22 protein-coding genes and 2 pseudogenes are annotated in these 20900 nt (G+C 68.1%); 10 read left to right on the forward strand and 14 right to left on the reverse strand.

What is annotated here, in order from left to right:
* Positions 1–1474, reverse strand: a pseudogene (locus ABZ824_RS25515) (hypothetical protein); the annotation flags it as partial.
* A gap of 396 nt (positions 1475–1870) precedes the next feature.
* On the opposite strand from ABZ824_RS25515, the gene ABZ824_RS25520 reads away from it, so the two are divergent.
* Together ABZ824_RS25520 and ABZ824_RS25525 are read left to right on the forward strand one after the other, a co-directional pair.
* Positions 1871–2953, forward strand: coding sequence for a dihydrodipicolinate reductase (locus ABZ824_RS25520; protein ID WP_356965717.1), 1083 nt, complete (start codon positions 1871–1873; stop codon positions 2951–2953).
* The gene (locus tag ABZ824_RS25525) at positions 2950–3441 is read left to right on the forward strand and encodes a carboxymuconolactone decarboxylase family protein (protein ID WP_356965719.1); all 492 of its coding nucleotides are present in this window, start codon (positions 2950–2952) and stop codon (positions 3439–3441) included. The genes ABZ824_RS25520 and ABZ824_RS25525 overlap by 4 nt, the downstream gene beginning before the upstream one ends.
* A 16-nt stretch (positions 3442–3457) precedes the next feature.
* Here ABZ824_RS25525 and ABZ824_RS25530 read toward each other — a convergent pair whose 3' ends face one another.
* A complete protein-coding gene (locus tag ABZ824_RS25530; protein WP_356965720.1) occupies positions 3458–4165 on the reverse strand; it encodes a hypothetical protein in 708 nt (235 codons plus the stop codon).
* 77 nt (positions 4166–4242) lie between these two features.
* On the reverse strand, positions 4243–5805 hold the full coding sequence (locus ABZ824_RS25535; RefSeq protein WP_356965722.1) for an amino acid permease: 1563 nt from the start codon (positions 5803–5805) through the stop codon (positions 4243–4245).
* Between the two features lie 151 nt (positions 5806–5956).
* Between ABZ824_RS25535 and ABZ824_RS25540 the strand changes: the two genes are divergently transcribed.
* Positions 5957–7330, forward strand: coding sequence for an FAD-dependent oxidoreductase (locus tag ABZ824_RS25540; RefSeq protein WP_356965724.1), 1374 nt, complete (start codon positions 5957–5959; stop codon positions 7328–7330).
* Between the two features lie 5 nt (positions 7331–7335).
* On the opposite strand, the gene ABZ824_RS25545 is transcribed toward ABZ824_RS25540, so the two are convergent.
* Positions 7336–7725 (reverse strand): ankyrin repeat domain-containing protein, encoded by a 390-nt coding sequence (locus ABZ824_RS25545; protein WP_355075288.1) that lies wholly within the window; start codon positions 7723–7725, stop codon positions 7336–7338.
* Between the two features lie 28 nt (positions 7726–7753).
* Positions 7754–8389: a UdgX family uracil-DNA binding protein gene (locus tag ABZ824_RS25550; RefSeq protein ID WP_356965725.1), complete on the reverse strand. Its 636-nt coding sequence runs from the start codon at positions 8387–8389 to the stop codon at positions 7754–7756.
* A 125-nt stretch (positions 8390–8514) separates the two neighbouring features.
* Between ABZ824_RS25550 and ABZ824_RS25555 the strand changes: the two genes are divergently transcribed.
* Positions 8515–9822 (forward strand): glycosyltransferase 87 family protein, encoded by a 1308-nt coding sequence (locus ABZ824_RS25555; protein WP_356965727.1) that lies wholly within the window; start codon positions 8515–8517, stop codon positions 9820–9822.
* A gap of 24 nt (positions 9823–9846) precedes the next feature.
* Here ABZ824_RS25555 and ABZ824_RS25560 read toward each other — a convergent pair whose 3' ends face one another.
* Complete coding sequence (locus ABZ824_RS25560; protein WP_356965729.1) at positions 9847–10293, reverse strand: nuclear transport factor 2 family protein; 447 nt, start codon at positions 10291–10293, stop codon at positions 9847–9849.
* Between the two features lie 73 nt (positions 10294–10366).
* Positions 10367–10558: a hypothetical protein gene (locus ABZ824_RS25565; RefSeq protein ID WP_355075296.1), complete on the reverse strand. Its 192-nt coding sequence runs from the start codon at positions 10556–10558 to the stop codon at positions 10367–10369.
* Between the two features lie 110 nt (positions 10559–10668).
* On the opposite strand from ABZ824_RS25565, the gene ABZ824_RS25570 reads away from it, so the two are divergent.
* Both ABZ824_RS25570 and ABZ824_RS25575 read left to right on the forward strand, forming a co-directional pair.
* Positions 10669–11862 carry a GNAT family N-acetyltransferase gene (locus ABZ824_RS25570; protein ID WP_356965731.1) on the forward strand — a complete coding sequence of 398 codons (1194 nt, stop codon included), beginning with the start codon at positions 10669–10671 and terminating at the stop codon, positions 11860–11862.
* Between the two features lie 58 nt (positions 11863–11920).
* A complete protein-coding gene (locus ABZ824_RS25575; protein WP_356965733.1) occupies positions 11921–12685 on the forward strand; it encodes a trans-aconitate 2-methyltransferase in 765 nt (254 codons plus the stop codon).
* 13 nt (positions 12686–12698) lie between these two features.
* Here the strand turns inward: ABZ824_RS25575 and ABZ824_RS25580 are convergent, their stop codons facing one another.
* Complete coding sequence (locus ABZ824_RS25580; RefSeq protein ID WP_356965735.1) at positions 12699–12983, reverse strand: ANTAR domain-containing protein; 285 nt, start codon at positions 12981–12983, stop codon at positions 12699–12701.
* A 173-nt stretch (positions 12984–13156) separates the two neighbouring features.
* On the opposite strand from ABZ824_RS25580, the gene ABZ824_RS25585 reads away from it, so the two are divergent.
* Entirely contained in the window at positions 13157–13438 is a 282-nt protein-coding gene (locus tag ABZ824_RS25585) for a hypothetical protein (protein WP_355075301.1), read from the forward strand.
* A gap of 37 nt (positions 13439–13475) precedes the next feature.
* Here ABZ824_RS25585 and ABZ824_RS25590 read toward each other — a convergent pair whose 3' ends face one another.
* The 4 genes from ABZ824_RS25590 to ABZ824_RS25605 form a co-directional block, all read right to left on the reverse strand.
* The gene (locus ABZ824_RS25590) at positions 13476–13676 is read right to left on the reverse strand and encodes a hypothetical protein (RefSeq protein ID WP_356965736.1); all 201 of its coding nucleotides are present in this window, start codon (positions 13674–13676) and stop codon (positions 13476–13478) included.
* Positions 13677–13853: 177 nt separating this feature from the next.
* Complete coding sequence (locus ABZ824_RS25595; protein ID WP_355075304.1) at positions 13854–14273, reverse strand: MerR family transcriptional regulator; 420 nt, start codon at positions 14271–14273, stop codon at positions 13854–13856.
* A 9-nt stretch (positions 14274–14282) separates the two neighbouring features.
* Positions 14283–14837, reverse strand: a complete 555-nt coding sequence (locus tag ABZ824_RS25600) for a class I SAM-dependent methyltransferase (protein WP_356965738.1) — start codon at positions 14835–14837, stop codon at positions 14283–14285.
* Positions 14838–15181: 344 nt separating this feature from the next.
* Positions 15182–15352, reverse strand: coding sequence for a hypothetical protein (locus ABZ824_RS25605; RefSeq protein ID WP_355075308.1), 171 nt, complete (start codon positions 15350–15352; stop codon positions 15182–15184).
* A gap of 489 nt (positions 15353–15841) precedes the next feature.
* Between ABZ824_RS25605 and ABZ824_RS25610 the strand changes: the two genes are divergently transcribed.
* The 3 genes and pseudogenes from ABZ824_RS25610 to ABZ824_RS25620 form a co-directional block, all read left to right on the forward strand.
* Positions 15842–16603, forward strand: coding sequence for a hypothetical protein (locus tag ABZ824_RS25610; protein ID WP_355075310.1), 762 nt, complete (start codon positions 15842–15844; stop codon positions 16601–16603).
* 72 nt (positions 16604–16675) lie between these two features.
* Positions 16676–18292, forward strand: coding sequence for an FAD-dependent monooxygenase (locus ABZ824_RS25615; protein ID WP_356965741.1), 1617 nt, complete (start codon positions 16676–16678; stop codon positions 18290–18292).
* A gap of 155 nt (positions 18293–18447) precedes the next feature.
* Positions 18448–19050, forward strand: a pseudogene (locus ABZ824_RS25620) (phosphoribosyltransferase); the annotation flags it as partial.
* Here the strand turns inward: ABZ824_RS25620 and ABZ824_RS25625 are convergent.
* Positions 19031–20152 (reverse strand): CapA family protein, encoded by a 1122-nt coding sequence (locus ABZ824_RS25625; protein WP_356965743.1) that lies wholly within the window; start codon positions 20150–20152, stop codon positions 19031–19033. The pseudogene ABZ824_RS25620 and the gene ABZ824_RS25625 overlap by 20 nt on opposite strands.
* A gap of 89 nt (positions 20153–20241) precedes the next feature.
* Positions 20242–20781: a hypothetical protein gene (locus ABZ824_RS25630; protein ID WP_355075316.1), complete on the reverse strand. Its 540-nt coding sequence runs from the start codon at positions 20779–20781 to the stop codon at positions 20242–20244.
* Positions 20782–20900 lie beyond the last annotated feature (119 nt).

Consider the following 20900-nt stretch of genomic DNA (forward strand, 5'->3'; position numbering starts at 1 on the left):
GTGGGCTCGATCCGGAGTGCGGGCCGTCTGCCGAGGGGGAGGTGGTGGGCGGGACTCGAGTGTCCTGGGGGACCGGCCCGGACCCGGGAAGTGAGATGCCTGTTTGGGGTTGGGTGTGTGTGCCGATGGGGTCGAGTGCGCTGGGGTCCGCCGCAGTTGGACGGTTCGCGACCCGTGGGCTCGATCCGGAGTGCGGGCCGTCTGCCGAGGGGGAGGTGGTGGGCGGGACTCGAGTGTCCTGGGGGACCGGCCCGGACCCGGGAAGTGAGGTATCTGTCTGGGGTTGGGTGTGTGTGCCGATAGGGTCGAGTGCGCGATATGGGTGCGCGGTCCACGGATTCGCGACGATCGGGCTGGCTTCGGTGCTCGTGCCGTCCGCCGCGGGGCGAGCGGGTAGCGGAGCGTTCGGTGCGGGTGGCGTATTGCCGAGCAGCAGGCCGGTGCGGGAGCGTGCCGGGTCCTCGGGCGGGTGTGTATGTGCGACCGGAGGTCCGAAGGTTCCGTACGAGTCCGCCGCCGTTCTCTCGTGCGCGATCCTCGGATGGTGAGCGAGGTTCCGGGCGGGTACTTCGGACTCCGGCTGCGGCCCAGGCGACCGGGTGGTCGAGCTCGACGCCGGCTGCGCGCTGTCCGTGGCTCGGGAGCCGGGAGCGGAAGGTGGAGTTTCCGCAGTGGATCGTGTGGCGCGGGACGACTGCAGATTCACGAAGAGACTGCCTGCGCGGCGGGGCGGGGTCGTATCCGTCGTTTTCTCGGCACCGCCACCGACGGCTGCCGAGGAAACCCCGGTGAGCCGTTCGGCCGTCGTCGCGGATGCGCTCGCAGCCGTCGCGGCGTCGATACGCGGAACGGGCATGGTAGGCGCGGTGGGCGGGCCCGCCGACGAGATCGCCTGCGGAATAGGCGGATTCATGCCGATCGGAGCCGTCGCGGGCGCGGCGGGAGCCGGAGGCTCCGGGGCGACCGGTGTGGGAGCGGTGGACAGTTCCACGACCAGGTTCGCGAAGTTCGGTGGTCCCTCGCCGATGCTGCACCACAGCACGACGCGACCGTTGGGCCGGTGTTCGACGACGATGCCGTAGTTGCCCGTCCACGACTTCTGCGTGCCGAATTCGTCCACCCAGACGGGAGTCAGTGTCACCAGGGTCACCGGCGCGGTGGGCGTGACGGCGAAGCTGACCCCCGCGGCCAGCGCGTCGCTCCACGCGTCGACTCCGGCGAGTGAACGTCCGTGCAGGTCCAGATAGCCGTCGACGACCGACAGACCCATGCCGAGCCCACGCAGCCCTGCGGGCGGTGCGGCGGAGATCATGGTCAAGGCGATGGTGGTGGGCGCGGGGCCGACTTGCTCGGTGTACATCGGGTAGACCATGCTGCCGTGCCAGCGGATCGGATCCGCGCTCTGGTAACGCGCGGCCAGCGGCAGCTCTTCGGGCGTATTCCGGGCAGCCCACGACGAATACCGCTCGTTCACTGTCGCGCGCCTGCCTTTCCACCCGATCCCGACCGCCGCCCCCGCGCCGGGCGGCGGGATATACCGTACTCGCCGCGAACCGGAACTGCGCCGCGATCCCTGGCGGTAGGTAATGCCCCGAGCCCCAACGCTACCGGGTAGTTCACGCCATTTCCCAATGGTGCGCAGTGGCGAGCCGGGCGCGGAATCGGGCGGCGCACGCGTGTGCGGACCCTGTTGTCGATATCCGAAGCGAGGAGAAGGATCGCATCGGCGACGCCGCTGTCCCGCGCTGCCATGGGCGAACGGTCGTCGCTCCCGGAACCGGCGGACGGAGTGCGCTGTGGCGCTCGAGGGGGCTCGGAGCGCTTTTCCGGAACGCCGAACAGCCGACCAAGCGCTTGCTACGCTCGATCGATGATCTCCACGGTGGTCTGGGGAACCGGCAACGTCGGCCGGGCGGCCATCCGGGCCGTCGACGCGCACCCCGCGCTGCGTTTGACCGGGGTGCTGGTGCACGATCCGGCGAAGGTCGGCCGCGATGCGGGCGAACTCGGCGGGCTGGATCGGGACTTGGGCGTCGCCGCGCGCGATGACGTCGGCGCCGTTCTCGGCGCACGCCCGGACGCGGTGGTCTACGCCGCCTCCGGCGACATCCGGCCGGACGACGCGCTCGCCGATATCGTGCGCGCGCTGCGCGCGGGCGCGGTGGTCGTCACCCCGGCTCTCTACGCCCTCTACGATCCGCGCAACGCACCGCCGGAAGTACGCGACCCGGTACTGGCAGCGATCGCGGAGAGCGGCGGATCGCTGTTCGTCTCCGGTATCGACCCAGGGTGGGGCAACGACGTACTGCCGCTGCTGATCAGCGGGCTGGGGAGCACGGTGGAGACGATCCGCTGCCAGGAGATCTTCGACTACTCCACCTACGACCAGCCGGACTCGGTGCGCTACCTGGTCGGCATGGGGCAGCCGATGGACTATCAGCCGCCGATGCTCGCGCCGTCGGTGCCGACCATGGTGTGGGGCGGGCAGATCCGGCTGATGGCACGGGCGCTCGGTGTCGAACTCGACGAGATTCGCGAGACGCTGGATCGGCGCGCCCTCGACGCCACCGTCACCACGACGTCCATGGGTGAATTCGAGGCCGGCACCCAGGGCGCCGTGCGTTTCGAAGTGCAGGGCATCGTCGCGGGGCAACCGCGACTGGTCGTCGAACACGTCACCCGCATCCATCCGACGTGTGCGCCCGACTGGCCCGTACCGGCCGACGGCGGCGCGGGCGCGCACCGGGTGATCATCGAGGGGCACCCGCGCATCGAAGTGACCGTCGAGGCGACCGACGAAGACGGCAACCGCTCCGCGGGCGGGAACGCCACGGCCGTCGGCCGCCTGGTCGGCGCAATCGACTGGCTGGTGGCGGCGAAACCCGGACTCTACGACGCACTGGATGTCCCGTTGCGTCCCGCCGTCGGCAAACTCGGAAGGAAGCACCCATGATCATCGACGTTCCCGAGGGCAAGGATCCGATCGGCTACGTCTGGGGTGAGATGGTCCCCGGCATCGGCGTCGCCGCCTCGAATTTCTCGCTGTCGGTGTACTCGCACAGCACGCTCGGCCTGCGTGAGTTCGAGGCGGCCCGGCTGCGCATCGCCCAGATCAACGGCTGTCTGTTCTGCATGGACTGGCGCACCGAACGCGACGGGGTGAAGGTCGAGCCCGAATTCGCCGACGCCGTCACGAACTGGCGCACCACCGACGCTTTCGACGAACGCACCCGGCTCGCCGCCGAATACGCCGAGCGTTACACCACCGACCATCACAACCTGGACGAAGACTTCTGGCATCGGATGCTCGCCCGCTACAGTCAGGCCGAAGTCGTCGAACTGAGCATGAGCATCGGCTCATGGCTGGCGTTCGGCCGGTTGAACCACGTGCTCGGCTTGGATTCGGTGTGCGTGCTGCCCGGCCATACCGGCAACCGGTGAACCGGCGCCGAAAACGCTAGACCGGCATTCTCGACACCCACGCGGGCTGCCCGTCGACCAGGCCCAGTTCGAACTCCTCCGGAGCGTCGAGCACGGCGCCGAGCTGGCGGAGCGCTCGATCGGCGGAGATTTCCGCCGGGAAACGGATGTATTCGAGGGTGGCGCCGGATATCCGGGCCCGGAATCGGTACCGGAATTCCACCTGACCCGCGTAGGTCAGCGCGATACGACCCTGCCAGTCGATGTCGTGCCTGCCGTCGGATCGTCGGGTGAACGACACTTCCTGGTCGGCGACCGAGTCGTGCCCGAGCAGATAGATGTTGAACGCAAGGTATCCGACGTCGTCGGCGTGCGCGAGGGGCAGCGGGTCGACCGTGAGGCACTGCGGTTGTTCGGATTTCAGTCGAAAGGGCCGGCCCGGCGCCGCGGCGCGCAGGCCGGTGGCGTCGTCCTCGCCCCAGTACGTGGACGACAGCGTGCAGCTGTGATAGTTCTGCCACACGATCGGCGAGAGCCAGTCCTCGCCGTCCTCCTCGCCGTGGGCGGGGTCGCGTTCGGCGTTGTACGCCGCGGAGCGCAGGTGCAGATCGAACCACAGGCTGCCGGCCTGGTCCATGCGGCCGGTCCACGCGAACTCCTCGATCGCGTGCCCTTCCGGCCACGGATTGCCCGGGAACACAATTCTCCCGGCGGGCGAAAAACGCACCAGGTCGGTCCTTTCCATGCCGACACACCCTAGCGACCGAGGCCGACAAACTCGATACGCCAGATCAGGGAAGCCGCGACCGGACCGGTCGTGCCTCAGGCGTTGGCCGGCGCCTCCTGCTCCGGCTGGTCGGCGGGCGGCTCGTCCACCGTCCGTTTCGGCCCGGTGAACCAGGTCCGAGCCGACGCCAGCCACCAGATGCCGATCGCGCCCACCACGCCGACCAGGGTGATCGGTGCGTAGTTCACGGTGTTCCAGGTGAATTCGCTGTGCCACGGATAGCCGCGGGCGTCGGTGGGCAGGATGAACAGGAAGCTGATCAGCACGATCCAGAGCAACGCGACCACTCCGACCGGGCGATACCACGCGCCCAATCGCCATGGGCCGGTGCGGAATCGGCTCCCGTGCCGCTGCCGCAACAGGATCGGAATGCCGTAGGCGATGTAGAGCCCGATGGTCGCGACCGAGGTCGCCGCGGCGTAGGCGGTCGGTGCGTTCGCCGCGGGCACCAGCATGGACGGAATCAGCAGCACGAACGCGAAGAACGAGATGAACAGCACCGCGTGCACCGGTACCTTGCGCGTGGAAAGCCGCGACCAGAACCTCGACCCCGGCACCGCGCCGTCCCGCGCGAACGCGAACAGCATGCGGGAAGCCGAAGTCACCGAGGCATATCCGCAGAACAATTGCGCGACCGCCGCGATGATCAGCAGCGAACCCGACCAGAAGCCGTTCAGCGAGTTCTCCAGGATGTAGATCACGGGATAGCCGCTGTTCTTCGCTGGATCCAGCGCGTCGTCCAGATTCGGGATGGCGAACGTCACCGCCATGATGAGCAGATATCCGGTGATCGCCGACACGACGATCGTGTTGATGATCCCTTTGGCCGCCATCCGCGACGCGTCGTGTGTTTCCTCCGACATATGCGCGGAAGCGTCGTAGCCGGTGAAAGTGTATTGCGCATGCAGCAGGCCGAGCAGGAAGCTGAACGCGACCCCGCCGAATCCGATCGCGCTGTTGTCCACCGTCTCGGTGAAGACGAATCGGGCACTCTGGTGGTGTTCCGCTCCGAAGCCGAGGACGACCACGAAGATCGCCACACCACCCACGTGCCACCACGCGGACACATTGTTGATCACCGCCGACAGATGCGGGCCGATCACGTTCAAGACGGCGTGCAGGACCAGGATGGCGGCGAACACCAGGAAAATCGCGGTGCGGTCGGTGCCGATGTCGATTCCGACGACGTTCAACACCACGGTGGTGAAGATGGCGGCGCCGTAATCGATCGCCGCGGTCACGGCGATCTGCCCGATCAGGTTGAACCATCCGGTGAACCAGCCCCACACCGGTCCGCCCAGTTCGGCGGCCCACCAGTACAAGCCGCCGGAGGTCGGGTAGGCGGAGGCCAATTCCGCCATGGCGAGTCCGACGAACAACACCATGAGCGAGACCAGCGGCCACCCCCAGGCCATGGTGATCGGGCCGCCGTTCGCCAGACCGATGCCGTAACTGGCCAATCCGCCGGTCAGGATGGACACGATCGTGAAGCTGATGGCGAAATTCGAGAAACCCGACCATGATCTGGCCAGTTCCTGCTTGTAGCCCAGTTCGGCGAGCCGACGTTCGTCGTCGGAAGGGGGTCGGATCTCGGTCATGTCGTGCTCCCGGGTCAAAACGCTGCCCTCATACCGCGTTTGCCAGAAGATCAGTGTGAAGTACGGATCGGTCACCCGCAGCGCAACCAGCAAATTCGTGGAACGGTGGCCCACGCGGCCGCCGGGTGGACGCCGAACGTAGCGTGAAGCCATGAGCGAGCGACTGGTGGTCATCGGCGGTGACGCGACCGGAATGTCGGCGGCCTCGCAGGCGCGCCGGATGAAGGACGCCGACGCGCTGGAGATCGTGGTCTTCGAACGCGGCGGATTCACCTCCTACTCGGCCTGCGGCATTCCGTACTGGGTCGGCGGTCACGTCGTCGACCGGGATGCCCTGATCGCCCGCACGCCCGAGGAACATCGGTCCCGCGAGATCGACTTGCGGCTGCACACCGCGGTCACCGAGATCGATGCCGAGCGGGCTCGCGTGCGCTATCGCGACCGGGAAACCGGCGCATCGGCATGGATGTCCTACGACCACCTCGTCATCGCCACCGGCGCCCGCCCCGTCCGGCCGCGGCTGCCCGGTATCGACGCGAACGGTGTGCACGGTGTGCAGACGCTCGACGACGGGCAGGCGCTGCTCGACACGCTGGAGCGGGCGCGCGGCAACCGCGCCGTCGTGGTCGGGGCCGGTTACATCGGCGTGGAGATGGCCGAGGCCCTCATCCGGCGCGGCTACGACGTCACGATGGTCAACCGCGGCTCGGAACCCATGTCCACGCTCGACCCCGACATGGGGGCTCTGGTGCGCGACGCGATGTGCGGAATGGGCATCAAGGTGGTCGGCGACGCCGAGGTGTCCGAGTTCCGGACGGATGACGACGGCCGGATCGCCGCGGTCGTCACCGACACCGCGGAATACCCGGCCGACGTGGTGGTGCTCGGCATCGGCGTGCGCCCGGAGACCGAGCTGGCCCGCGCCGCCGGTCTGCCGCTGGGGGAGTACGGCGGGCTGCGGACCGATGTCGCCATGCGGGTACACGGGCACGAGAACATCTGGGCGGGCGGCGATTGCGTCGAGGTGCTGGACCTCGTCTCGGGCCGGGAACGCCACATCCCGCTCGGCACCCATGCCAACAAGCACGGTCAGATCATCGGCGCGAACATCGGCGGGGGATACGCGCTCTTTCCCGGCGTCGTGGGCACCGCGGTCAGCAAGGTCTGCGAACTCGAGGTCGCCCGCACGGGTCTTCGTGAGAAGGACGCCAGGGCAGCGGGCCTGCAATACGTGACCGTCGCGGTCGAATCCACCAGCCGCGCCGGCTACTACCCGGACGCGGCGCCGATGACGGTGAAAATGCTCGCCGAGCGGCTCACCGGACGCTTGCTCGGCACCCAGATCGTGGGACGGGAGGGCGCGGCCAAGCGCGTCGACATCGCCGCGGTCGCGCTGACCGCCCGGATGACCGTCGAGCAGATGACCATGCTCGATCTCGGTTACGCACCGCCGTTCTCCCCGGTGTGGGATCCCGTTCTGGTAGCAGCGCGCAAGGCCGTCACCGCTGTGCGCAAGCGCGGGTAGCCCGCTCAGCCGAAGATTTCCAGCAGCTCGGTCTTGCCGAACATGACCGCGGCGTCGCGGGCCGACGGGGTGCCCGCGTCGGGGTCGGCGCCCGCCGCTGCGAGTTGTCGCACGATCTCGCTCTCGCCCTTGAAAACCGCCCCGGCCAGCGGAGTCTGGCCCTTGTCGTTGGCACGGTCCGGATCGGCCGACCGTTGCAGCAGCGCCGCCACGGCATCGGCGTGCCCGTGGTAGGCGGCGAGCATGAGCAGGGTGTCGCCCGCGTCGTTGGTGAGGTCGACCGGCACGCCGGCGTCCACATAGGCGGCCAACCTCGCGGTGTCTCCGCGCCGAGCGAAGTCGAACACCTTGGCGGCCAGTTCCAGCAGTTCCGGGTCGATCTCGTCGGTGCTCATCCACTCACTCCTGTCCTGGGCCGCGTGATCAGCGCGCCGCCGCCGACTTTCCGAGTTGTTCCCGCACTATGCGCAGATCATCGACGAACGCTTCGTAGGCGGCGGTACGGTCGGGCGCGCGCAACACCGACGACGGGTGCACGGTGGCGATCGCGCGGAAGTCGGCCGTCTCGACGACCTCGCCGCGGCGTGCGCTGACCTTGAACGTCGGGCCGAGCACCGCCTGCGCCGCGATCGCACCGAGGCACACCACCAACCGCGGACGCAGCAGATCGAGTTCGGCGTCGAGCCATGCCGAGCAGGCGACCACCTCGGTGCGGCCGGGTTGCTTGTGGATGCGCCGCTTGCCGCGCTCCACGAACTTGAAGTGTTTCACCGCGTTGGTCAGGTAGACCGCGTCGCGGTCGATGCCGACCTCCGCCAGCGCCCGGTCGAGCAGCCGCCCCGCCGGACCGACGAACGGATGGCCTGCCACGTCCTCCTGATCGCCGGGCTGCTCGCCGATCAGTACCACGTCCGCGTCCTGGGGCCCCGCGCCGAACACCGTCTGTGTGGCATGGCGGTAGAGATCGCACCCGTGACAGTCGCAGGCCGCTTGCCGCAGCCGCGTCAGATCCGCGTTCTCGGGGACGTACATCGCGGCGCCGGGCGCCTTCGTCACCATCGGCCGACCTCCTCTGCCCCTCGTGCTGGTGGCGGCTTACCCGTTTCCGCAGCCCTCACGCGACAGTCGCGAATCTGCCTCCCATGTGGTGAACGAGCGGACCCGGGTCGGTATAGTCGCCGCGGATGAGTAGTGTCACCGCCACCGCCGGAACGCCGATGTCCCAGAACCGTCGACTCGCGCGCGTGCTGCGCCCGGCGCCGGTTCTCGCACTCGCGTTCTCCGCGTTCTGTCTGCTGACACCGGTCTGGCCGTTCCACAAGATCACCGGCGGGTTCATCGACCTGCAGGTGTATCGCCTCGGCGTGGACGCCATGCGGCACGGCGCCGACATGTACGGGCAATTGCCGCAGACCACCATCGGAGCGGGTCTGCCGTTCATCTACCCGCCCTTCGCCGCGCTCGCGCTCGGCCCCTTCGCGATGCTGCCCTGGGACGTCGCCGCGTTGAGCTTCTTCGTCTCGTCGGTGGCCGCGTTGGCCCTCACGCTCTATCTGGTGGCGCGGCGGGTGTGGCCGGACGAGTCGCAGCGCCGGCTGGCGGTCTGGGCCACCGCGTGCGCCACTCCGCTGGGGCTGCTGCTGGAGCCGATTCACTCCACGCTGGACTTCGGTCAGGTCAACCTGTTGCTGATGGCCCTGGTCGCCGCCGATTGCCTCACCCACAAGTCGCGCTGGCCCCGGGGCATGCTGATCGGCGTCGCCGCCGCGATCAAGCTGACGCCCGCGGCGTTCGTGCTCTACTTCCTGGTCCGGCGGGACTACCGCGCGGCCGCGACCGCCGCGGTCACCGGCGCGGCCGCCACGGCGCTCGGCTTCGCGATTCTGCCGAAGGAGTCCGTCAAGTATTGGTTCGGCGGCCTGGGCAACGTGTCCGGGCTGAGCGGTTCGGCATTCCACACGAATCAGTCGATTCAAGCGGTGTTCTCTCGTTTCGAAACGCCCGAGCCCGCGTTCACCATCATCTGGTTGGTCCTCGGCGCGTTGCTGCTCGCGCTGGTGGTCACCGCCATGCGCCGAGCCGCCGACTTGCCCGCGCTCGCGCTGTCCCTCAACGCCGTCTTCACGCTGCTGGTTTCGCCGATCTCTTGGTCCCACCACTGGGTGTGGATCGCGCCCGCGTTGTTCGCCATGGTCGGCCACGCGTCCCGCCTGCCCGGCAGGCGGGCGATCGGGTGGTGGGTGACGTTCGTGGTGACCGCGGCGATATTCGTCATCGGCCCGCACAACTGGCTGCCCGACGGCGAGCACCGGGAGACCGCGTGGACACCCTGGCAGCATTTCATCGGCAACACCTACGTCTGGTTCAGTGTGGCGCTGGTCGTGCTGTTCCTGGTCGCCCGCAGGCGGAAGGTCGTGGGCGACGGGAGCCCCGCCCGCGAGGAACCGGCCCCCGCGTCCGAGGCCCCGCCCTCAGCGCTGTCGGCGCGCTGAGGAACCGCGGCGGTCTCCGTCGCGTCAGCCCATGCCGGGAGCGGACGGCGCGACGAAGAGGAAGCTCTTCTCCTCGACGCGCTGCTTGATCCGCCACTGTCCGTCCACGCGGACGAACGTGTCGTGGTACCAGAGACCGCACAGCATCATCGTCGGCGGTCCGTCGCCGCCGGACACGAGCATCGGGTTGTGACACATCGTGCGCCCGGTGGCGGTGTCACCGTCGACCCGGATGGACGAGTTGCTGATCAGGTGTTGGAAGGCCGGGAAGTTGGGCAGGACGGCGGCCAGGAACTGCTTCGTCGCCGCCAGATCGCCCACCGATCCGCCCATGGCCGAGTAGTCGATGTGCGCGTCCGGGGTGAACACCTCGTCCAGCAGGTCCCACTGTCGAGTGTCGACCGCGTGCGAATACCGCACCATCAGGTCTTCGATCTCGAGTCGATCCGAAATCTCCTGCAACGACAGCATGCCTGCCTCCCGATTGACGTCGATACCGGGTAGATGCCACCAGGATTCGGCGTGCGAGGCAAGGTCCGCGCGGTCAAGCCTTGCGCGGCAGGATGTTCAGCACGAGTGTGAGCCCCGCCACGATGCTCACACAGGCCACGAGCGTGGTGAACGCCGATTGGGTGAGCGCGGCGATGCCGATCGAAAAGGCAAGGCACGTGGTCAAAGCTAGCGCGCCGGTTCCCGGTTCCACACCGGCGATGCGGGTTGGTCGGTGATCCGTCATTGCTATGTAATACCCACCGCAGCCCGTTACGAAACCGTGATGCCGGCTGATTTTCCGCCGGGGCGTGCCGGCAGGTCAGCGCCCGATGGCGGCTCGGGCAGGATCGAGTGGTGACCGTCGCTGTGCAGACCCTCCTCGCCGAGGATGACATCCGTTCCGCCAACGCCCTTTTCCGCACGGCCATGGTGGGCTTGCCGCCGCTGACCCCTACCGCGGAGCTGTCAGAGCCCGGTCGCACGCTCGGCGCCTACATCGATGGCGAACTGATCGGTACCGCGGAGTCGTACACCAGCAGGCTGGTCGTCCCCGGCGGCGCGCGCCTGCCGCACGCGGCGGTCACCCACGTCGGAGTGCTGCCGACCCACACCCGCCGCGGGGCGCTCACCGCGTTGCTGCACCGTCAGCTCGCCGACATCGCCGAACGCGGCGAAGTGGTCGCCACGTTGCGTGCGTCGGAGGGCGCGATATACGAACGGTTCGGCTACGGCATCGCCAGCTCGTTCGCGCGGGTGGAGTTGCAGCGCCGTCGGGCCCGGCTGCGTGACACGGTGGCGGCGTCCGGTCCGGTGCGTTTCATCGACGGCGCCGCGGCGTGGAAACTGCTGCCGCAGATCTACGCGACGGCCGACATCGCCTGGACCGGCGCTGTCGATCGGCCCGAATACTGGTGGCGGTTGCAGGAATTGCTGAGCACGGAGCCGAACTACTGCCTGGTCCACGGCCCGGCCGGCGCCGAGGACGGGTTCGTCCGCTACCAGCCGGTCGATCCGAGGAGCTGGCTGTCCCGGCCGGAAAAGCAGGTGGTGATCAACGATTTCGTCGCGACGACGCCCGCGGCGTATCGCGGGCTGATCCGCGGGCTGATGTCGATCGACCTGGTCGATACGTTCGTGTTCCCGTTCCTCGCCCTGGACAGTCCGCTGCGCCATCTGCTCACCGACGAACGCGCGCTGCGCGTGCTGTCGACCAGGGACGAGACCTGGTTGCGCCTGGTCGATGTCGGGCACGCGCTGGCGCGGCGCACCTATCGCCAGGCCGCCGCGGTCGTGGTGGAGGTGCGGGACCCGATCCTGACGGCGAACTCCGGCCGCTACCGGATCGCTGTCGACGGCGTGCGACGAGTTCGGGAGAACCCGGATCTCACCACGAGTATCTCCGATCTCGCGGCGGTCTATCTGGGCGGAACGACATGGCGCGAACTGGCTTTCGCGGGACGTGTCGACGAACATCGTCCCGGTGCGGTCGCGGACGCGGACGCGCTGTTCGCCACCGACTCGTTGCCGTTCTCGGGGACCTTCTTCTGAGCGCGAGGCAGGCGTACAGTACGTACGTACGGTTTGGTAGCGAGCCTCGGAGTGGCCTATGTGGGATCCTCAGCAGTACCTCGCCTTCGACGATCACCGGTCCCGCCCGTTCTTCGACCTGCTGAGCCGGGTCGCCGCGGCCGAACCGCGGGTGGTGGTGGACCTGGGCTGCGGTCCCGGGCATCTCACGGCGGTCCTCGCGCGGCGCTGGCCGGGCGCGATCGTGCGAGCGCTCGACTCGTCGCCGGAAATGGTCGCGGCCGCGCGAGATCGTGGCATCGATGCGACGCTCGGGGCGGTACAGGAATGGCAGCCGAGCGCGGAGACCGATGTCGTGGTCTGCAACGCCGTCCTCCAATGGGTGCCCGGCCATCCGGACCTGCTGGCTCGGTGGATGCGAGAGCTTCCAACGGGCGCGTTTCTGGCCGTGCAGGTGCCCGGAAATTTCGACGCGGCCTCGCACCGGGCGATCCGCCAGGTGGCCGCTCGCGACGATTGGCGCGACAGCCTCGGACGAGCGGGCATCCTCGAGCCGAGGGCGGTGCTCGATCCCGCCGGATACGCCGACCTGCTCGCCGCCGCGGGTGGGGCGGTCGATGCCTGGGAGACGACGTACCTGCAACGCTTGAGCGGAGAAGATCCGGTGCTCGAGTGGGTCACCGGCACGGCGTTGCGGCCCGTGCGCGGGGCCCTCGACGACGCGCAGTGGCAGGAATTCACAGCGCAACTCGCCCCACTGTTGCGCAACGCCTACCCTCGACGCGCCGACGGCACCACTTGGCTGCCCTTCCGGCGAGTCTTCGCCGTCGCCCAGAAGCGATAGGCCGCAGCGGCGCTCAACGGCCGTGCTCGTGCGCGGTCGACAGCAGCCGGTCGACCCGGCTGCGCAGTTCGCTGGTCACGGCGGGCATGCCGACCGACGGTAGCTCGGCGGCCACATTGGCGGCGAGAACCCGCAATTTGGTGTTGGTTTCCTGCGACCGCACGCGCAGGATGGCGAACGCTTCGTCGGCGTCGAGGCCATAGACCAGCATGACCGCGCCTTTGGCTTGTTCGATCACCGCCCGCGCGGCTACCGGGTCGAGGTCACCGCCCGCCGTGCCGTCACCGTCGTAGCTCACATGCACGCACTACCCGTCCACGGCGGTTCGACACGGCTTCGCGCGCGGGAACACCGGCGTTGCGGTGGCCTCGGCCGGTGAGGGGTTGACGCGAGCCTCCGGGATCGCGATACTTCGAACGTCATAGCGATTGCGTATAACTTGTCCTGCGGAAACGCGACGGAGACAGATCAATGACGATCCATACGGCAGTCGAAGCATTTCTTCTGGCTCAGGTGGACGACCCGGTCCCCGAAGCCCCCCCGAACTCGGAAAAAATTCTCCAGCTGTTCCGGTATTTCACGTGGTTCGTGATTCTCTCCGGAGTCACCGGGATCGCCTATGCGGGTGGAAGATTCGCCTGGGAAAAATGGAACGGCGGTCCGCTCGCGTCGGCGAAAATGGTCGCGGGCGGAATGCTCGGCGGCGTCATCGCCACCAGCGCGGGGACGATCATGAATGCGCTGATCGGTTGAATCGGTCGGCCGGCGCATCCGAATCCGGCCGCCGCGGTCAGTCGGTAACCTCCAATTCGACCAATTGACCCGGCGTGAAAGACTTTTCGCGCCGGTCGGTCTCGACGCCGAAGACCGCGACCACGAGGTCGCCGCCCGGCTGGACCACTCCTGCTTGGGTGAGGGTGCCGTACCCGACGATGGATTCGCCGACATGATCGGCGAGTTCCACCGCGGGAATTCGAATCGTCCTGCTCACGGGGCACCTCTATCGAGTCGAAGTGTTACTGGCTGCTGTGTCCGAGTTCGCAGGACTCGATCCTAATCCGAGAAAAGCGGCGCAGCACCCCCTGTCGCCGCCGATTCACCGCGCCGGGCCCGCGCGGCGGCAAACTACGCCGTCAGGACGGAATTCCGTGCGCCATAACGATTTACCTCATGGCCTTGACCGGTTCGTGACCAGCGCGAGCGCGTCGGCGACCTTGGCCTGGAAGTGCGGGCACTCACGGAAGTCCGCGGCGGCGCAGTCGAGAGCGTGCGTAATGGTCTCCAGCGCCGCGGTGGACTGCGCGATCCGGCTGACGAGCTGGTCGCGGTGGGCACGCAGCAAGTCGCGGCGAGCGGACCGGTCGGACGCCTCGGCGAAGAGCGTGGCGAGTTCCTCCAGCGACAAACCCACCTGCTTGCCGATCAGGATCATCGCCACGGTTTCCGCATCGCCGTCGCGGTAGCGTCGACGGCCCGCCCCGTCCCGCCGCGGCGCGAGCAATCCGGCATCCTCCCAGTGCCGCAGCACATGGGTGGCCAGACCGAACCGCGCCGCGAGTTCACCGATCGGCATGTCGTCGCCCGCCATATCCGCACTCTAGGCGGCGCGGGCGGTGAGCCGCGTGTACAGCCCGATGGGCTGACGCCGCGGACGCACTGCTTCCCGCCGCACGGTCGCCGCCTCGAACGAACGGCGCAACGCGCTGAGCGCGGCCGCCGAGCGCAGGAAACGGAAGTCGTAGATCGCCACGGCGCCGCCGGGTCGCGATACCCGCGCCAGCTCGGCTATCGCGCGGTCGACCTCCGGCCACTCGTGCATGCTCAGGCTCGAAACGACCAGATCGAAGCTGTCGTCGGGGTAGGGAAGCGCGGCCACGTCACCGACCGACAGTTCCACCGCGCCGCCGGACAGCTTCGCGTCGGCGAGGTCGATCATGTGCGGGGACAGGTCGACGCCGTGCAGCCGCAGATCCGGCCGCCGAGAACCCAACTGCGCCAATAGTTCCCCCGGCCCGGTCCCCACGTCGAGCACACACGCCCCCGATTGCGCGATTGCGTCGACGTCCGCGGCGATCCGGCGGTACAGGCCCCCGAGTAGCCGGGAAGCCCGCTGGTCGTAGCCGCGGCTCCGCTTTGCTCCGAACGTTGTCATGGTCACCTCTCCTCGTGCTGCGCTCAGCTTGCGAGTTGAGGTCGACCTGAAGTCAAGAGCTGCTTGCGGCGCCGAGTCGCCCAGGCTTGCCACCCGCATCGCGCCTCAGCGGACGACACGGCGGGCGATCGCGGGTGCGGCACAAAGGAGGTCCGATGATGACAGTGCCGCCGCGACGGTCGATCCACGTGCGGCGGCGACTGCGACGATCTGCCTTCCTCATGTCGGTTCGCGTGACACTGGGCGGGCTGCCTCGCACACCGCCGATCATCGGAGCTGGAGAAGACTTCCAGCCGAGAAGTGCGACCCCGCCGGAACGCGGCGGGGCCGCACAACAGGCGCTCTCAGATGCACCAGACGGCGCTGCCGAGCGGTATGCAGAAGACTACCGAGCCGAAAACCGGCGTCGCGGCGCCGGACGGCGTCGTTTCGGCGGTAGCGGCGGGAGCCGCGATGACGCCGAAGGAGACGGCCATTGCGGTCGCTGCGACGATTTTCGTGATTTTGGTCGACATTGTGCATCCTTTGACTCGAGTGAAACTTAACTCTGACTCACGAGATTCATGCTTCACCCATAGTCCGGTGAGCACCAGGCAAGGAAACGTCAAGTTCCCCGGCATTACGTAACAGGACGATCACCGATGGCGCTTTTTTCGGGGTAGTGGCAGCCAACCCCGGCGAAAAACCTACCAGCGGATTCTTTTTGCCCACAATCACCGGAATTACGTGCTTCGATATGTGTTCGATTCTCCTTTGCCCAATGGAGACCTGTCTATCTCCGATCGTGTCGTGGAGTGATAGCCGTCGGCCTGATGCGTTGCCACGGCAGGCGCTGCGCGGATTGGTTCGGCGCGGGGGAGAGCCGTTCGGTAACGGTGATCGTTACGCCCTCGAAGCGGGGTGGGGCCGCCCGTTGGGCCGCGCCGCCGCATCCGCATGGAGACTTCCCACTGTTGGTGAGTTAGGCCCGAATTCGGTCGGCGCCGCGACCCTAAACTGAGGTAATGGTGCAGCCAACGCCCTGGCAGTCGGACGAAACGCGAGACGACCGGTCCGCCCGGCAGGACCGGGCGGGAAGCGGCGCCGTCGTGCCGGCGAAGGCAATTCTGGCCGCGCTGCGCGGATATTGGGGCTATGTGTGGGCCGCGGTCGGAAGCCTGGTGACGCTCGTGCTGCTGTTCCAGCCATGGCTCACCGCCGCGGGCGCCGATGGCAAGGTCAGCACCAACGCGTTCGGCCGGATGGAGATCACCACGCGGTTCCTCAACGTCTGGTCGCGATCGGCGCCTCCCGGCGCCCGGATCACCGGCTTCTGGGCGTTGCTCGCCTGTGCCGCTATCGTCATCGCGCTTTTCGCGATCGTGGTGAACCTGCGCCTTCGTATCGAGGCGCTCAATCGGCTGGCGACGCTGGCCACGTTGGTCGCCGCACTGTTCGTGGTGTTCACCGTGCTCTACATCAACAGCAAGGGCCCCGAGCTGAAGGCGATGGTCGGACGCAAGACGGATCTGGGCGGGCAGATCGGATCATTGATGAACTGGGCGTTCGGCAACGGCAAACTCGTCGTGCCCGGTATCGGGCAGGTCGCCTACACGTCCGCGACGCTCACGCCGTGGGCGCTGCTCGCGGGCGTGACTTCGCTGGGCTCGGCGGTGGCCGCCGTCACCCAGTGGGTCCGCAACCGATCGGGCAACCTGTTCCGCCTCCCGTTGCGGATCAACGTCGTCACGTCGAAGCCGTCCGCCGAATCCGAAGACGCGGACTGATCGTCAACCCCCGCGGGGCCGAGTAGACTCGCCCGAATCACTGTGTGAGTACGCAGTCCGAGGCGGTAACGCATGGTCGGCACAGAGGTACTCATTGCCGGTGCTGGGCCGGTCGGGTTGACCGCGGCAATCGAGTTGGCCCGGCGCGGTGTCGCCTGCCGAATCGTGGACGCGCTGCCCGAGCCGCCCCGATACGCGAAGGCCGTGGGCATCCAACCGCGAACGCTCGAGGTGTTCGAAGGGTTGGGTGTCCTGCGCCGGATGCTCGACGCATCCCTCCAGTTGCGTGGCCAGCTGGTGTACGTGAACGGCGCCGAGGTGGCCAGGACGGAACTCACGTTGCCCGCGGACGTCCCCTACGGGTTCATCGGGCTGCCGCAATACATGACCGAGCGAATCCTGCGGGAGCGATTGGCCGAGACGGGCACCCGGATCGAACGCGCCACCTGGCTGACGACCTTCGAGCAGGACGACAGCGGCGTGCGCGCGGTGCTCGTCGACGCCGACGGCGAACACACCGTCGACGCGCAGTTCCTGATCGGCTGCGACGGAGCGCACAGCATCGTCCGCAAGCGGCTGGGTCTGTCCTTCGGGGGAGCGGCGTTCGCCGAGCAATACATGCTCGGCGATGTCGAACTCGACTGGTCGCTGCCCCGCGGCTACGTCATCCGCTCGACGCACCGCACCGAAGACGTCACCGATGACCTGCTGGTGTGCATACCGTTGCCGGGACGCGGCCGGTACCGAGTGTCGATGCTGGTCCCCGACGAACTCACCACGGCGGAAACGCCCAACCCCGACCAACTCGTGCACGGATTCGAAGGCGGCCCCACGCCGCGGTTGCACCATATCCAAGCCGTCCTCGACCGCCTCGCTCCCGAGCCGGTCACCGCGTCGAAACTGCGGTGGTCGTCGGTCTTCCGGATCAGTCACCGCATCGTCGATGCCTACGCGCGCGGACGGGTTTTCGTGGCAGGCGACGCAGCGCATATTCATCCGCCCACCGGCGCGCAGGGGATGAACACGGGCATTCAGGACGCGCACAATCTCGCGTGGAAGCTCGCGCTGGCGGTTGGCGGCGACAGTGCACCGAAACTGCCTGCCAGCTACGACGCCGAGCGCAGGCCGGTCGGCGAAGAAGTGGTCGGACGCACCGTGCGCAGTGCGCGGGAGGGGATCGGGGCCGGGGAGCCGGACCTGGATTTCGTCATCCGGCGTGAGGCGCAACTGCTGATCGACTACCGCGACAGCCCGATCGTCGCGCGCGCGGCCGACCGCTGGCCGGGTCTGCGGGCGGGACTGCGCGCTCCCGACGCCGCCGGGTTGGTCCGCGGCGCGGTCACCTTTCCGATCCGCCTGTTCGCGCTGTTCGGACGGACCGATCACACCCTCCTGCTCTACGCCGACGACAGCGCCGGGACCGAAATCGGGGCGCTGGCCGATCTTGCCGCAGCGGCGCGCCGCCGAGCGCACCGGCACCTGGACGTGTACCTGCTCGCCGCACCCGGAGCGCGGGTCGACGATACGCTGCTGCCGGTCGTCCGCGACCGTGACGCCGATTTCGCGAAGGCCTACGGTGCCACCGGCGCAGCCGCGTATGTCGTGCGTCCCGACGGATACCTCGGTTACGCGGGGTGGGCGTCCGCGATCGACGATCTGACCGAGTACCTCGGCGCGACGTTCCGCTGACGGCGCCACGCCCATTGTGCGGACGAAGGACCTTCCCCCCTTGCGTGCGACCGACTCGATCGGGTACGCCGGATAACAGGAGGTGTTCGATGCCGTCCGCACACCCGTCCCCGACGCGGACAGAAGAGGTCATCGTGCCGTCGGAGTCCACCCGACTGGCCGGGGTGCTGGCTGTGCCGCCGGAGCGCACCGCGCTGATCGCCTTCGCCCATGGCAGCGGCAGCGGCAGGCGCAGTCCGCGCAACCGGTTCGTCGCCGAGGTCCTCAACCAGGCGGGATTCGCGACGATGCTGGTGGATCTGCTGACCGTCGAGGAGGAAGGCGACCGCGCCCGCGTGTTCGACATCCAGTTGCTCGCTCACCGGCTGGTCGAGGTGACGCACTGGCTGCGGACGCGGCCGGAGCTCGGTGGCCTGCCGACCGGATATTTCGGGGCGAGCACCGGCGCGGGCGCGGCACTGTGGGCGGCGACCGAACCGGGCACCGAGATCGCGGCGGTCGTCTCCCGTGGCGGTCGTCCGGATCTGGCCGGTTCGCGGTTGGGCTCGGTCCGCGCACCGACACTGCTCATCGTGGGTGGCAACGATCGATGGGTGCTGGAGATGAATCGGGAGGCGCAGTTACGGATGCCGTGCCCGAGTGAGCTGGACATCGTTCCCGGCGCGACACACCTGTTCGAGGAACCCGGTGCGCTCGAACAAGTCGCCGACTCGGCGGTAGCGTGGTTCCTCCGCCATCTCACCGTCGTGCGCCACTGAACACCACGGGGAGGTCGTCGGTTCCGGGCGCGACGCGGGTGCCGAAACCGCGGCTGATGTCTTCGAGTTTGGCGCAGAGCCAACGGGATTCGGTGCGCGGGGCCCATTCCAGGCGCATGTGCCGCACCTGCAGTGGAATCAGCCGGACCTCCGCCGAACCGTGGTCCACCGCCACGAGATACAGCGGATGCAGATCGGTGTGGTACCGCTCGTGGCCGCGGATGCCTTCGTAGTCGTCGATGACGTCGCCGCACCCGTAGAGGATCGGTTTGCCACGGTAGATCTCGATCGGACGCGGATGATGCGCGGAGTGCCCGTGCACCACGTCGACTCCGGCGTCGATCAATCGGTGTGCGAACTGTGTTTCGGTTCGCGTCACGTCGTAGCCCCAGTTCGGCCCCCAATGCACGGAAACGATGCCGATGTCGTTGTCCCGCTTGTGCGCCGCCAACTCGGCGGCGACATCATCGGCCGCCGCGGCGCCGGGGGAGTAGCCCACTCGCCACAGGCCCGGCCGGTCGCGCCGTGCCGACCAGGATTCCGGAACACCGCTGGATCCGGCGGCGACCGACACGATCACCACGCGACGGCCGTCGGCGAGTTCCACCGTGGCGGGGGCACGGGCGCCCGCGAGGTCGGCCCCCGCGCCGGCGCGGTCGATATGCGCGGCGTCGAGCGCTTCGAGGGTGTCGGCGAGCCCGGGAATTCCGAAATCGAGCACGTGATTGTTGGCCAGCGCGCAGACCACCGGTGCGATCGCGGTCAACGCGGGCACGTTGTCCGGATGCATCCGGTAATGAATGCCCTTCGCGGGAGCGAACGCGCCGTCGGCGGTGATCGACGTCTCCAGGTTGAGCAACCGCACCTCGGGGTCGAGCTGGGCGAGCAGCGGCAGCACATCACCCCACAAGTGCCGGTATCCGACCGGATGAGTGAACTCGCCGTGCGCGCGCTCGGCCAGCTCCACGTAGGTTCGTGCGTCGTTGACGTACCGTTCGCGCAGCCTCGGGTCGCCGGGATGCGGCAGGATCTGGTCGACACCCCGGCCCAGCATGACGTCGCCGCCGAGCAGCACCGTCGCCATGTCACCATTGTCGATCATCGCGGCCTCGATGTGAACGCGCCGCTGGTCGCGTGCCGCACCCGAGTATCGGGCGTGAAGCGTACTCGCCGACCTCCCGGAGTGGTCGGCTACCGAGTCGCCTGCCGGGCCATCGAAAGCAGCTGTTGCGGGTCGTCGGCGTAGACGGTGGCGATGACGTTCGCTCGCGCGGCGAGATCACGGGCGAGATCGCGGATCTCCTCCGACGCGGCCGGGTCGGCGTCGATCCCGGTCAGCAGATCGCGGGTATGGATCGCGGTAGCCTGCGCGCAGCGTCGCAGGCGTGCTTTCGCGACGGTGTCGAGCGCGGCGGGACTGAGATAGCGCTGAATGTGCTCGCCGCGGTCGGTGACCTGGTTGACGATCGGTTCGGTCGCCGCGTCGGTGAGCCAGCGTTCGGCGTCGGCCGTGATCTCGAAGACGAGATCGTGGTCTCGGATGTCGGTCGGATTGGCGGAGGTGGTCAGCAGGGCCATGCTCGCCCGTCCGATCGCGAGGAACCCGCTCATCGCGTGGGCGAGCAGGATATGCGGGTTTGCTGTCGGCAACTGGTGTAGACGTTCCCCCACGACGGTGACCCAGCAGGCGAGGTGTTCGGCTCCGGTGTCGATCGACGTCGCTGTCGGCATAGCGCGACCATACGCTGTTACCCAGGTGAGATATACGGAGAAACGCTGAAAGTTCGCCAGAAGTCGCGATTCGGCGTGCTCGCCGGCTCGTCTCGCTCCGTTGCGCCGCCGCGGCAGCG

Source organism: Nocardia sp. NPDC047038, assembly GCF_040644075.1.
GTDB lineage: Bacteria > Actinomycetota > Actinomycetes > Mycobacteriales > Mycobacteriaceae > Nocardia > Nocardia sichangensis.